We start from the raw sequence: 13,106 nt of genomic DNA, 5'->3' as shown, positions 1-13,106 counted from the left end.
AGCACGGCTATTGAGGCTAGGTAGGGGACGGTGTTGAGGAGGTGTGGAGATGCCTCTGTTAGTCTCTGTAGGGTGTATGCTAGTGATATGAAGAGCGAGGGAATTATGGAGGCGCCCGCGGCTAGTAGGGGGTTCCAGAGCGATACCATTGCTGTGACCACTGCGAGCGAGCCCCAGCCCATTACCAGCTGGTCTGACCAGCTTCCGTAGTAGATCAACACGAGGTAGGCGCCGGCGGATGAGGCTAGCGCGCCCTCCAGCGCGCCTGCGATTTTTCTTATTCTGTATACGTCGACGCCCATTAAGTCGAGGGAGGGAGGGTCGTCTCCGGAGGCTTTGATCGCCACGCCTAGCCTAGTCCTCAGCAGGAGGTGTAGAGCCGCGGCTATGAGCACCGCGGCTAGGTAGACTTCCACTCCCTGGACTAGCGGCTTCTCGATGGGTTTTCCCACGGCTGGCCGTGCAATCTGTGATCCCACTCCATACGCCATCATGGTGAAGGCGAATCCCATCAGTATCTGGTTGAGTGCGAGGTCGTTGACCAGGAGGTGGTAGAGGAGGTTGTAGAGAGTTCCCACGGCGACTGCGAGTAGATACCCCCACGGAGGGCCGACGACGGCGGCGACGGCGGCTGATAGGTACACCACGCCTTCGAGGCCTAGGTTGAGGACTCCGGCTCTCTGGCCTATGACGGCTCCGAGGGTGGCGAGGAGTATGGGCGCGGCGCCTTTAAGCGCCTCTTGTACAACGCCTATGTCTACCGCCATACCACCCTGTACTTGTACATTACGTATCCAGCCAAGCCCCACGCCATGGCGCTTCCGACCAGGGCGTTGGCCACAAGCGCTGGCAGTCCCATGACTTTGAGGTTTGTGGCGACCTGGTAGAGCCAGGCGATGTAGAGAGACGCCGCGGCGGCGCCCAGGGGGTGGAGGCCGCCTAGCCACGTGGCGGATATGCCGAATAGGCCGAACCCCGTGGAGACTTGCTGTAGCGTCATGTACCTACCGGCTTCTCTCGTCATGATCTCGACGGCGCCGCCCACGCCTGCCACCGCGCCGCTGAGCAACAGAGCAACGGCGATGTAAGCCCTCGGCGACTTGCCGGCGTAGCGCACCACCTCCTCGCCTGATGCTAGCAGGCGCAGGGTCAGCCCCGCGCGCGTCTTATACAGCGCAACTACGCCTACTAGCAACAGTACGTACAACACGGCGGCCGCGAGGATGTCTAGGTAGGGCGCCTCTGCGGTGACGACGAATCCCTTTTTCGCGGGGTCGCGCAGAGGCCCGTCTACGAAGTAGCGTGCGGTGTAGATGGCCACTAGGGAGAGTAGAAATGTGGTGACGGCCTCGTTGATCTCGGCCGCGGCCCTCAGCACGGCGGGGGCGAGGATCCAGAGGGTTGAGAAAAGCGCCGCCAGCGCCACGGCCTCCACAGCGTTTCTAGACGCCACGGCCGCCAGGGCGCCCACCACCGCCTGCCCCTCCTGGCCGATGTTCCACAGGCCCGAGCGGTATGACAAGACCCCCGAGAGGCTTATCACCGCGACGACTAGGAAGACTCTGGCTAGGTAGTGGATGTCTACAGAGGTGAAGGCCGCGGCGGCTCTCTCCACGTCTCCTGTGAAGAGGACGACTATGGCCGTAACCGTCGCGAGGGAGCCCAGCGCGGCGTATAGGTAGTGGAGCGGCGAGGGGGTCGGCCTCTGTATTAATCTCATTGCGTCATCGCCTCGGCGATTTCGCCGGCGTCGAAGGGCGGGGTGAAGACCCCGGTGATGCGGCCCCGGGAGATGGTATATATCTTGTCGGCTCTCTCCACGGCCTCCTCTATATCCTCGACGCTTAAAACCGCCCCGCCAGCCACGGCGGCTCTGACGAGGTCGTAAAACTTCTCGGTGGTCTCCACGTCGAGCCCGCGGGTGGGGTAGGAGGCCACCAGTATGTAGGGCCTCCTCAGCCACACCTCCCTGGCGAGGAGTAGCTTCTGCTGGTTGCCGCCTGACAGCGCCGCGGCTCTGGAGCCCGGCGTGGGGAAGTCGATGTCGAGGATTTTCCTAGCCTCCTCTAGGAGGTTCACGCAGTTGTTGAAACACCTAATCTTAAAGTTGTCTAGCACAGAAAGCTCCTTGGCGAGGGCCCGCCCCCTCTCCTCCGGCAGGTACGCCACCCCCCTTTTGAGAAAGTAGCGAAACGGCCTTCCCGTGACCTCCTCCCTGTCTATATAAATCCTCCCGCCCCTCGGCTTTTTGAAGCCGGAGAGGAGCTCCATCAGCTCCTCCTGCCCGTTCCCAGCCACGCCCAGCACGGCTACCACCTCCCCCCTCCTCAGCTCTATAGACACGTCGGCCACGCGGTCGCCCCTCAGCCCCTCCGCGCGGTATATAACCTCCCCCGTGGGGCTGCGGACGCCGTGGACGCGGCGGGGGGACACGCCTTGAAACATCGCCTTCAGGAGCTCCTCCTCGTCGAAGGGCTTTTCGTAAACCCCCACTAGCCTTCCTCTTCTCAACACCGTCACCCTGTCGGCCACCTCCACAACCTCTCTAATCTTGTGGGTGACGAAGACAACCGCCTTGCCCATGTCGGCGAGCCTCCTCACGATGCCGAGTAGCGACTTCACCTCTCTTGGGCTGAGGAGCGCCGTGGGCTCGTCCATTAGGAGTAGCTCGCTGTTGCGGGCCAGGGCCTTGACTATTTCCACCCTCTGCCTCTCGCCCACGGTGAGCTCGCCGACGTACTTCCCCAGGGGGATCTCCACTCCCAGCCCCCTCCCCACCTCCACGGCCCGAGCCACGTCGACCCCGGCCAGTTTTAAATTCTCCTCTACCGTCAGCGACTCCACAAGGGCGAAGTGCTGGGAGATGAGCGCTATGCCCAGCCTCGCCGCGTGGCTGGGCGAGTGTATAACAGTCTTTTGGCCGTTTACAAAAATCTCTCCCCCGTCCGGTCTGTATATGCCGTAGAGTATAGAGATGAGGGTGGACTTGCCGGCCCCGTTCTCGCCCAGAAGCCCGTGCACCTCGCCGCGTCTAACCTCGAAGTCGACGCCGTCGAGGGCAACGACACCTGGAAAAACCTTCCTCAGGCCCGAGGCCCGTAGAAAAAGTTCCATTACGCCGGCTCCTTTACGTAGCCCTCCACGTACCAGTCCATGTTGTATAAATCATCTTTGCTGAGCCTCGCCCTGTCCGGCACCCTCACCTTGCCCCTCATATCCTTGACGGGGCCTGTGAAGGGGTCCCATACCCCCTCAATCACCTCCCTCCTCCTCTTCTCGACGTATGCCTTTACGTTGTCGGGCACCGCGGGGTTCAGCGGCGTGATTATATCGGCTGGGTTCTTCCTGTAGTCGTAGCTGGCGTAGGCGTTTTTCATACTCCACCAGTAGTCCCTCGGCCTCTCGGGAGGCCACTCGGACCAGATGGACAAGTCGCCGGATATCCACGATAAGTACGCCCTTACAGCCATCTCCAGATACAGGGGGCCCCAGTTAACCACCTGCCCGGTGAGGTGGGCGTTGGGCCCGTATTGAGACATGTCGCTGTAGTGTGAAAAGGACCACACCCTCCGCCCCGCCTTCTGTTGCTCCTCGGCCACCTGCAGTACGGTGGGCGAGTCTTCCGTAAATGCGAGGACGTCGGCCCCCGCCTCTATCAGCGACGTAGCCGCCTTCCTCGCCTTGTCGGGGCTGTACCACTCCCCAATCCCAACCACCTCCATTGTGACGTTTGGATTCACCTCCCTGGCCCCTATCAGAAAGGCGTTCATGTGTCTTATAATCTCCGGGAGCCTGGGGAACGCGGCTACGTACCCCAGTTTGTTGGTCTTGGTCATTCTGCCGGCGACTAGGCCGTTGAGGTAGTACGCCTCGTAGAGGTCTATGAAGTACTCGGCGAAGTTCCTCAGCCGGGCCCACTCGTCTGGAGTCTTGAAGAAGCCTGAGCAGTGGGCGAAGAAGCGGTCTGGAGATTCCGACGCGGCTTGCTTCGTGGCGTCCATAAAGCCGTAGGACGTGGTGAAGACCATATGCGCGCCGTTGGACAGCGCCCTTTTGATATAGGTATAGGCCTGATCCTCGGGGACGCTCTCCGTGTAGGAGGTCTCCACGATACACCACTTCTTGGGATCTGGGCAGAGCGTCTTCTGGAGAAACCTCCTCCCCTGTTCATGCGCATGTGTCCAGCCGTAGTCGCCGATGGGGCCTACGTAGATGAAGTGTATCTTCATCACCGGGAGGCCCGCCGCCGTCTTCGGCGCCTCTGTGGGGCTAGCGGCCGTTGCGGATGTCTGCGTCGCGGTTTTTTCAACCGCGGTTTTTATACTCTGCAACGCGGCGTATGTGCCTCCGGCGCCCAGAGCCGCGCCCACCGCGAAAGAAGCCACAGTTTTTAACCAGTCCCTCCTGCTTGTTGCCATGAAGCCTCCAGTTAATAACAAATAAATAATTTTCTCTTATACCCACGGCAAGTTTTAAGTGAAGTATTAAACGACGTCAGCTACCCTAGGACCGAGCACCTAGCTCACGGGCATGATTCTCATCACATCCGCCATTTCATCTGAATATATTTGCTTAACTCTAGACCTCGCCTCTGATCTACCCCAGAAAACCCCTCATCCTGGCGAGCGCTATGGCATGTGGCTGGGCATCTGCCGACTGTAGAAGAGAGGCGTAGGTACTGTCAATTTCAGGCTTGATGCCTAAGATGTCGAAGGCCTGCTCCACGTCCCTAACTAAATCCCCACCTAAGATTTTCTCCACTCTCTTTCTGCAGTAAAACATCGAGTCAAATTTCCATTCAGGTATGAAAGCAGGTAATGCCCTTATGATTTCGTCTAATAAGCCCTGCTTATAAGCCCAAGCTACAAACCTAGCATCAAGGAAAGTAGGCGGCAGGCCTGAGAAGTACCACGTGGCCGTGTAGGTTATCGCCCGGGGCAAGCGCAGATCCGCGCCATCTATTGTTCTTCCGTATACCCTCCATGAGACGCGGTCTCTAGTAAGCGGTATGACGTTGCTTAGTTCTGCAATTTTTTCAAGATATGGTCTAATAAAATCGCGGTACAGCGCCGACGCCTTCTCTACCCATTCGTTTTCCACCTCCACGCGACGCGGCGCTGGGGGATTTTCTACGGTATTTCTCACCTTTAAGTACTCCGAGTAAGAGATGTCGTATCTCACCGCTGATTGAATTGTGGCAGTTTCGTAGCCAGCGTACTGCACCACCTCTATTGGAGCTAGATGTGGACTGTTGAGACCTCCTCTAAACGGCGGAGATCCCATCCCAATTATGGGGTATATTTTAAACTCCCCCTCTCTATTTAAGTCGTTAATCTCGTTAAGTGCCTTAACCAAGGCGAGCGAGGAGGCGACGTGGCCATGTCTAACAGCGGAGTCTGATATCCCCAAAAATACTCTCATCTCTTCAAGCACGCGGCCGCTGTGGAGAGCGGCGCGGAACAGAGCTTTAATAAAGCCCACTATGTGAATTTGGCGCGAGGCATCTTCAACGAGTGGTATTAATTGTATCTTTGCTCTGTCCTTTACTGCGCCTAGTTCAGCCAAGTCTCTTATCTTCATGTCTAAAGCTTTGTAGACCATAACCATTGTGTCGTAGTCCTCAACCATGGGTAAAATCACCCACCTCACTGCTTCTGTATCAGCGGCACGTCTCGAGTAGCTATTAGCCAGCACCACAGCCTCCAATGCTAACATGCTGCGCTCAAAATCCTCCAAACGGGGGTTGGGTATCCTTGGCGTTATGAAAAATCTCTCTCCAAGTGGGATGCCCATCTCCACGGCCTTTGCTACGATATCTCTCGGCTGGGAATAAGGAGTGGCTTTCCCCTCGTAATCCACCATAATCTCACCGCATCCGTAGGCGAGGTAGGACACCACAGCCTCGTCAACCTCTTCAGGAGCGGTGATTTTCACTGTAGAGTCTGGATGCTGTGTACACATCAACCGCGGTATATACATTACGAAACTAATTGGGCTACTTTATATATATAGATTCGGCAATATATCTATAGGTATTTCGATAAACCCGCAGAGGTCGGTATTGTATACGCCTTGAGACCCAGCTTCCTCAAGCGGCTGGCGAGCCTCTCCGAGAAGCCGTATACGGTGTAGACCAGCCCTGGCGAGGCCTCCGTGGCGAACTCGACGAGGCTCGGGAAGTCGCTGTGGTCGCTGAGGGGTATGCCGTATACCCCGGCGGCCTCGGCGTTTTTCCTAGTGGCCTCGTCGACGTACCAGCCGCTTACCTCTACCTTAAAGTAGCCGGGCGGCGCCATTCTGAGGTTCGGCACTATCAACACGTCTCTCACACTGCCTGTGGGGACGCCGAGAGCCTTGTTGTACCTCGCCACGGAGGAGTGGGCGCCGGCGCGCCTGCCGAAGAGCGCGGCGACCTCCTGAGCCTTGCCGAGGGGGTACGCCGAGATGGCCACGCCGCCCTCGCCGGCCAGCCTCTCCACGACGTCCATAAGCTCGTTGTACACCTCAGCTCTGTTGGGGAAGACGTAGGCCGGGTCGCCGTAGGTGGCCTCCATGACGAGCACGTCAGGCTTCTCAAACGGCTCGGCCCCATCTGTGATAATAGACCCCGACGTGTTGAAGTCGCCGGTTATCAAGATCTGAAGCCCGTCCACCTCGGCCACGTACATAACGCTGCCCAGTATATGACCCGCCTCCAGCACGGCTATCTGCACGTCGCCGAGCTCCAAGACGGCCCCCGGCGCGGTAACGACGCGGCGGGGAGGCAGACCCCCAAACCTCACAGACATGGCTGCGAAGGTCTCCCTCGTAGCCACCACAAGGTGCCGGTATACATACCTCGACACGTGGTCGCTGTGTCCATGCGTAACCAAGACGAAATCCACACGGCCCCTCACAGGCCCCGTGGGGTCAACCACAAATCTCGACCTACGCCCCTCCACGTAGATGCCTCTGTCGTAGTAGATATTCACGGAGATCCGCAACACCAGTTTTTTATGCATCCACACGCGCAGGTTGGACAGGTTCGCCGACTGCCCATGGAAGTATTGATCGGCGGACGTGTCTACGCGCTAGAGGCCGCCGAAGTATTCCAGAAGGTATGCGCAGACGCCATTCTTTACCCCAGTAAAGACTACCTTATTTAATTTGGCATATGCCCGGTACGGCTTTTAGGCGTAAGAATGCGCCAGGCGCGTTTCCGGTAGGTCTTATCCATATGGCCACCTCTTTCTACACATTGTGAAGAACGCCGCCTCCAGCTCTTCGCCACGCCGCCGGCGGTGGCGTTAAGGCCCCGGAGGTAGGTACGCCACCTGCTATATGCATTATGGCCTAGGCGCTCTGTGTAGCCGGGGTGTACAGTTACAGGGCTGGGTCCATCTGGGGCGCATCGCTCCACGGCCCCCTGCCGCGCCCGGGCCGCTTTTCATGTTGTTTGTTTTTGGCAGTTTAGTTTTAGTGGTTTTTGGTGGATTATTCTCCAGAGCTCGTATAGGAGTATGTAGAGTGGGAAGTCTTGGGGCTCTGGGAATACGGGAGCCAAGCCTATCGCCGGCACAAGAACCCTCCACAGGATGCCGGCGTAGACTATGTAGAAGTGCCCGGCGAGTAGCGCCGCTGTTAGCAACGCCACGGATAATACGCGCCTGGCGGGGCCATTGACGTAGGTGGCGGCGTATAGCAACAGAGCCGCCAAGGCGGGGGGCGTGTAGAGGAGTGTCCAGCCGAAGTCAATGGGTAGGGGGCCGAAGACGCGGCTCGGGGGATAGACGCTGTCTAGGGCCAAAATCCCCAGGCCTATGCCGTAAACTGTCGATGGGAATGCCAGACGGCCGCACGCCGCATGGTATGCCGCTATATATGCCAGCGATCCCGTGAGTATGAAATAGGGAAATTTAAAAAGGTTGAGAAAAACCCCAGTAAAAAGTATATAAGAATATAAATATAAAAAAAGTATCGACTTTATTCCAAACTTACCTGAAATAGTCATTTATACAGTTCCAGGATCTTAGTATTATAGATTCCTGGGCGCCACATGTCAAGGTTCTATAGGGGAAGTAGCTTATCTGCCCGGCTTGTGGTATTGTCCCAATTGATGTACTGGGCAGAGCTGGCCTATCTACGGAGTATACTGTATACCATGGATAGTACGGTGTTGTGTACTCGACCCTTGATATGTACAAATAGGTTGGCCAGTCACCTGCGGTGACTGATACGTTGGCGACTAGGGGATCGTTATACCAGCCAGTGTAGAACTCGACAGTTACCGAGTTGCCCGAAGTCCATACCTTAATAGATGCGGAAGCAGTTTGTACAAAATTATCTATTGCCAAAGTAACGTAGCCAATTATTGGAAATGATTGAACCGCGTTCTTCAGCGCATCAATGGTGGACTTAGCCAAGTCATAGATGCTCATCACCAGGGATAGAAAAGGCAGTGATTCTAGTAGCCATGATGAGCCGCTTGTCACCACAATGCCGGAAGTAGCTCCCGAGAGCTGGACAGGGTTTAGGCTCGCATCCAGCGCATTTACGGTCATCCTAATGAAGCTGTATGAACTATCCCTTGGCCTTTCAAAAGGCTTAGTGGATATGCCTAATATAATGCCGTAGCTCGCTGTTGCCTCTAAATCTGTTATGAAGGCTTTTGTATTAGTCACTACCAGCGACTCCTTGACCACTTTGACTGGCCTTCTATACAATGAGTCACCTGCGGGAGCCAGTTCGACTGGCCGCCTAACTGCCACTGTTATGGCCAGGTAGGAGCCATCGGGTGGGTTTAGTGGGCCTATTGAAATTACGCCGCCGAGGCCGTACGTCGGCAGTAGCGCCGTGTACAAAGACTGTGGGACTGTTAATGTGCCTGAGAACACCATGTACGAGGGGTTGCTGGGATCTGTACCCCCGCTCAGGGAGCCGATGTATAGACCTCCCCAGTAGACGTATACTGTACCTGTCGTGGCGCTCTTTGGCACGCGCAGATTTATACTAACTGTTATGCTACTTGCCGCATCGACATAGAAACCCGGCACGGCTAGATAGTTATTACTACTCTTAAGCCAGTTATTAAATGGGATACAAGCCGTGGTACATATATATTGAGGAATCCAAGATGGCGTCATTCTAACTACGTCGTTTCTGTAGTATTGGCTGTTGGTGGCGCTTACCAGCGCCGATGCGTAGATCGCGGCTGGCTGGCTGTTTTGGTTGCATATCTGTACAGTGTACTGAGCCCTCCCCGCCGGTAGCCACGCCACAACAGTCTGGGGCCGGCCGGAGAGTACAGAGACCGCGCCGCTCCAGCGCTGTGAGGGATTCCAGCTGCTGAATATTAAGTAGCTGTAAGAGCCGGGGGTTGTCCCACCTGTCAGCACCACGGCGGCTTGGCTTGTGCCGTCAGGCACGTCAAACACCGTGGAGACGCAGGCCCCGGGCTGAAGCGACTGGGTTGTCAGTCTGTACAGCTTGAAGACGGCCCAGTAGCTGAGGGTCGAAACCTGCTGAATCCCAGCCTCTGGTTGCGGCTTCCCGCGGCCGCCCGCCGCTGGCCGCCGGTCAACGAGCTCTATCCCGTCTGGCCTCCTGCCCTCCGGCCTGCCGGACTGCGCCAGTGTGTAGTTGGCGGGGTTTTCCACGTCTCCGGCTCTAGACACGTAGACGTGGTACACGGCGCCTCTCCTCTCGACTGTGATAAGCAGGCCGGGGGCTGGGGGCTCCGCGGCCGGCCTCCCCGGGGCCGCCTCGAAACACACCACCGTGTCGTTTCTCAACACGGGCGGCGGTAGGGCGCCGCGCGTTACGGCCTCGGCGGGGTCTGTGTTGCTTCTAGCCACCGCCGGGACTAGTACGAAGGTCACGTTTTCCGACTCTACGTAGGCCGCGGCGGGCCTCCAAGAGCCCCCCTCAAATACGGTAAACATTATGTTGGGGTTCTCCCCGGCGAGGCCGAGCTCGGCCGCCCCGGCGCAGAACAGCTCTCTAGGCGGCCCCTGAGCTATTACAAGCATCGCCAGCGCGATTAACGGAAGCACTACCCTCAACATGACTCAAAAAAAGCGTCTTTTTAAGCTTTACGCATATGAACATGGTTTGTTGCGAGTCGGTTTGAATTAGGTGATGCGCCGCTTTTGGGGCGTTGGCTAGGCTTCTTGTTGAGGTGATGTTTATTTACTGTCTGGGTGTGTGGCTTGTGGCTGGGCTTTTGAGGTATGTGGCTTACAGATCGGCGCTGGCGGTGCCGACTCTCTTAATCCTGCTGACGGTGGTGTTTTTTGTTTTGCGGGTGATTCCTGGGAACCCCATTGTGGCTATGGTCGGCATGAAGGCGCCTCCTGGTTACGTGGAGCAGTTGATTAGAGAGGCGGGGCTGGATAAGCCGCTGTATGTCCAGTACTTTGACTACTTGGCGCAGGTTTTTACTGGTAATTTGGGGAGGAGCCTTGTCTTTGGCCGTAGGGCGGTGGCGGCGGAGATTATGGATAGGCTCCCGGCGACGGTGGAGCTGGCCGTGTCCGCCTTCGCCGTCAGCGTGTTGCTGGGGCACGTCTTTGGCTTCTTGGCGGCTAGGTTTGGGGGGAGGGTGGATCTCGGGGCTAGGCTCTACGCCATGGTTTCCTACGTCTTGTTTATACCCTTCATCGGGTTGGCTCTCCAGCTGGTGTTTTCGGTGTGGCTGGGGTGGTTCCCCGTGGCTGGGAGGATCACCCCCGGCCTCGAGCCGCCGAGGGTGACCGGCCTCTACCTAGTGGACTCCCTCTTGGCTGGTCGCCTGGACTCCCTTGCCGACGCTCTGCGGCACCTGGCTCTGCCGTCTTTCACCCTGGGGCTGGTCCTCTCTGGGGTTTTCACGAGGCTTATTAGGAATAACATGGTTAAGACCTTGGGGGAGGACTTCGTCTCTGCGTATAGGGCGATGGGTTTTGGGGAGCTTTCCGTGTTGTGGAGGGCGTATAGGGTGGCCATCGTGCCTACGGTCACCATGATGGGGCTTCAGCTGGCTCTCCTCCTCCAAGGCGCCGTGTTGACGGAGACTACCTTCTCCTGGCCGGGCCTGGGGACGCTCCTCCTGGAGCGCATCCAGTATCTAGACTACACCACTGTCCAGGGCACCGTGGTGGTGTTCGTCGTCATCGTCGTGTTGCTCAACGTCTTGGTAGACGTAGTCAACGCCCTGCTCGACCCCAGGGTGAGGAGGGGGCTATGATGCTGAGGGCCGGCGCGGCGGTGGTGGCTTTTGTCCTGATCCTCTCGGCGCTGGCGCCCCTCATCGCGCCTTACGACCCCGCGAAGAGGTCGGGTGACCCCCTCTCCCCGCCGGGGCCAGGCCACGTATTCGGCACCGACAACCTGGGTAGAGACGTGTTTAGCCGGATTCTATACGGAGGCCAGGTGATGATCGCCATTTCACTACTGGCCACTCTGCTGTCTGCCTCCGTGGGGTTCACCCTGGGCATGTTCTCGGGGTACGTGGGCGGTGGGGTGGATAGGGCGTTGGGCATGGTTATGGACAGCATGTACGCCTTCCCCAGCCTGATCCTGGCTATTGCAATCGCCAGCGTCCTGGGGCCGAGCCCCGTGAACGCCGCCTTGGCCATCGGCGTAGTGTACATACCGACGTACTTCAGGATGGCGCGTAACGAGACGATGGTGGTGAAGTCAAGCCTCTTCGTGGAGGCGGCTGTCTCCCTGGGCATGTCTAGGTGGAGGGTTGTGTTTCGCCACATCCTCCCGAACCTCGTGCCGTCGCTGGTGGTGGTCGCCACGATAAACGTCGCAGATGCGGCGCTTACAGAATCCGCACTGGCCTTCCTCGGCTACACAGTGACCCCGCCCACTCCGGACTGGGGCCTCGACCTCTCAAGCGCGAGGTCGTACATAGTAAACGGCAACTGGTGGCTACTGGCACCCGGCTTCTTTATAGTGCTGACTGCCCTGGGCTTCTCAATGCTGGGGGAGGGCCTGGGGGAGAGGCTGGGTAAAAAAGACTAGGTTTTGATTGCCCAGTACCGTAGAATCATCGTTGGGTCGACTACCACCTGGATGTTGGGCTTGGTCACTATGAAGAGCTTGCCCTGTATCAGTGGGATAATGGGGACGTCCTCCGCGAGGATCTGTTGCGCCTGTTTGTAGAGCTGTTCTCTTGTCTGCTGGCTGAGCTCGGTGGACGCCTTGTCTAGTATCTGGTCCATCTGCGGGTTGCTGTAGCCGTTGCCCAGCCACTTGTTGGAGCCGCTTCTCAAAAACGGCGTGGTGTAGTCATCCGGATCTAGGTAGTCGGGGTACCAGCCCAGGAGGGATACCATCATGGCGCCGCTTCTCAACTGCTGTACGTACGTGGCCCACTCGGCGGATTTTATAGTCACAGACACCGCGCCGGTGGCCTCCCACTGCTCCTTCAGCACCGCGGCGAGGTCCTTCTCAGTGTCGCCGTAGTGGGTCGGGGTGTACCACAGCTCGATGTTCAGCTTCTTCCCCGCGCCGTACCCTGCCTGCTGGAGCAACTGCTTGGCGAGGTCGGTGTTGCAGTCGCCGTACTTCTCTTGGAAAACTGGGTAGGAGGACCACATGCCCTGGGGTATCAGCGTGAATAGGGGCGCCACGGTGCCGCGGTACACCACGTTTGCAATGTCTTTCCTGCATACGGCGGCGGCGAGGGCCTGCCTCACCTTTACGTCTTTAAGCTCAGGCATGTTGAGGTTGAGGACTATGTACCTAATGAAGGAGCCCGGCACCTCCACCACCTTGTACTTCCCAGTCGCCCTCAGCGCCTCCACGTCAGGTGGGTTGAGCGTCCTCCACGCGATGTCCACCTCGCCCCTCTCAAGGGCGAGCCTCAGAGTCGTGGCGTCTTTATAAAACCTAACAACAACCTGGGTGAACTGCGGCTTGGGGCCGTAGTAGTAGGGGTTCGCCTCCAGCACAATCTGCTGATCCCTCACAAAGGTCTTTATGCAGTAGGGCCCGGCGCCGCCGGCCGTCTGGTCCGAGTCCACCTTATCGGGGTTGTACCTGGGGTGCACCGGGAAGTAGGGCGGGGTCGCCACCAGCGCGAGGAAGTAAGACACGGGCTTCTTTAGGTAGAAGACGACTGTGGTGGCGTTGGGGGC

General features: G+C 57.9%; 11 protein-coding genes. 2 read left to right on the top strand and 9 right to left on the bottom strand.

Features of this window, described 5'->3' with window-relative positions:
- The 8 genes from ACP5J3_RS05810 to ACP5J3_RS05775 form a co-directional block, all read right to left on the bottom strand.
- Positions 1-767 (bottom strand): ABC transporter permease subunit (locus ACP5J3_RS05810; protein WP_428494808.1); only part of this gene is annotated, 767 nt, incomplete at its 3' end.
- Positions 758-1,720: an ABC transporter permease subunit gene (locus ACP5J3_RS05805; RefSeq protein WP_428494807.1), complete on the bottom strand. Its 963-nt coding sequence runs from the start codon at positions 1,718-1,720 to the stop codon at positions 758-760. The genes ACP5J3_RS05810 and ACP5J3_RS05805, both read right to left, overlap by 10 nt.
- On the bottom strand, positions 1,717-3,114 hold the full coding sequence (locus tag ACP5J3_RS05800) for an ABC transporter ATP-binding protein (protein ID WP_428494806.1): 1,398 nt from the start codon (positions 3,112-3,114) through the stop codon (positions 1,717-1,719). The genes ACP5J3_RS05805 and ACP5J3_RS05800 overlap by 4 nt, the downstream gene beginning before the upstream one ends.
- Positions 3,114-4,418, bottom strand: a complete 1,305-nt coding sequence (locus tag ACP5J3_RS05795; RefSeq protein ID WP_428494805.1) for a BMP family ABC transporter substrate-binding protein — start codon at positions 4,416-4,418, stop codon at positions 3,114-3,116. The genes ACP5J3_RS05800 and ACP5J3_RS05795 overlap by 1 nt, the downstream gene beginning before the upstream one ends.
- A 178-nt stretch (positions 4,419-4,596) precedes the next feature.
- Entirely contained in the window at positions 4,597-5,979 is a 1,383-nt protein-coding gene (gene ppcA, locus ACP5J3_RS05790; protein WP_428494804.1) for a phosphoenolpyruvate carboxylase, read from the bottom strand.
- Positions 5,980-6,026: 47 nt separating this feature from the next.
- Complete coding sequence (locus ACP5J3_RS05785) at positions 6,027-6,971, bottom strand: MBL fold metallo-hydrolase (protein WP_428494803.1); 945 nt, start codon at positions 6,969-6,971, stop codon at positions 6,027-6,029.
- Positions 6,972-7,426: 455 nt separating this feature from the next.
- Positions 7,427-7,786, bottom strand: coding sequence for a hypothetical protein (locus ACP5J3_RS05780; protein ID WP_428494802.1), 360 nt, complete (start codon positions 7,784-7,786; stop codon positions 7,427-7,429).
- A 187-nt stretch (positions 7,787-7,973) separates the two neighbouring features.
- On the bottom strand, positions 7,974-10,043 hold the full coding sequence (locus tag ACP5J3_RS05775; protein WP_428494801.1) for a hypothetical protein: 2,070 nt from the start codon (positions 10,041-10,043) through the stop codon (positions 7,974-7,976).
- 146 nt (positions 10,044-10,189) lie between these two features.
- Between ACP5J3_RS05775 and ACP5J3_RS05770 the strand changes: the two genes are divergently transcribed.
- Together ACP5J3_RS05770 and ACP5J3_RS05765 are read left to right on the top strand one after the other, a co-directional pair.
- A complete protein-coding gene (locus ACP5J3_RS05770; RefSeq protein WP_428494800.1) occupies positions 10,190-11,203 on the top strand; it encodes an ABC transporter permease in 1,014 nt (337 codons plus the stop codon).
- Complete coding sequence (locus tag ACP5J3_RS05765; RefSeq protein ID WP_428494799.1) at positions 11,200-11,988, top strand: ABC transporter permease; 789 nt, start codon at positions 11,200-11,202, stop codon at positions 11,986-11,988. Before ACP5J3_RS05770 ends, ACP5J3_RS05765 begins: the two co-directional genes overlap by 4 nt.
- Here ACP5J3_RS05765 and ACP5J3_RS05760 read toward each other — a convergent pair.
- Positions 11,985-13,106 (bottom strand): ABC transporter substrate-binding protein (locus ACP5J3_RS05760; RefSeq protein WP_428494798.1); only part of this gene is annotated, 1,122 nt, incomplete at its 5' end. The two genes, ACP5J3_RS05765 and ACP5J3_RS05760, sit on opposite strands and share 4 nt — an antisense overlap.

The organism is Pyrobaculum sp. (genome assembly GCF_049971835.1).
Taxonomy (GTDB): Archaea; Thermoproteota; Thermoprotei; order Thermoproteales; family Thermoproteaceae; genus Pyrobaculum.
Note: the sequence above shows the minus strand (reverse complement) of the source record. Positions and strands in the feature narration are given on the sequence as shown.

What these genes read in the sequence shown, in the direction of transcription:
- ACP5J3_RS05805 (WP_428494807.1), bottom strand. Translation starts at nt 1,720, where the DNA reads ATGAGATTAATACAGAGGCCGACCCCCTCGCCGCTCCACTACCTATAC.
- ACP5J3_RS05800 (WP_428494806.1), bottom strand. Translation starts at nt 3,114, where the DNA reads ATGGAACTTTTTCTACGGGCCTCGGGCCTGAGGAAGGTTTTTCCAGGT.
- ACP5J3_RS05795 (WP_428494805.1), bottom strand. Translation starts at nt 4,418, where the DNA reads ATGGCAACAAGCAGGAGGGACTGGTTAAAAACTGTGGCTTCTTTCGCG.
- ppcA (WP_428494804.1), bottom strand. Translation starts at nt 5,979, where the DNA reads ATGTATATACCGCGGTTGATGTGTACACAGCATCCAGACTCTACAGTG.
- ACP5J3_RS05775 (WP_428494801.1), bottom strand. Translation starts at nt 10,043, where the DNA reads ATGTTGAGGGTAGTGCTTCCGTTAATCGCGCTGGCGATGCTTGTAATA.
- ACP5J3_RS05765 (WP_428494799.1), top strand. Translation starts at nt 11,200, where the DNA reads ATGATGCTGAGGGCCGGCGCGGCGGTGGTGGCTTTTGTCCTGATCCTC.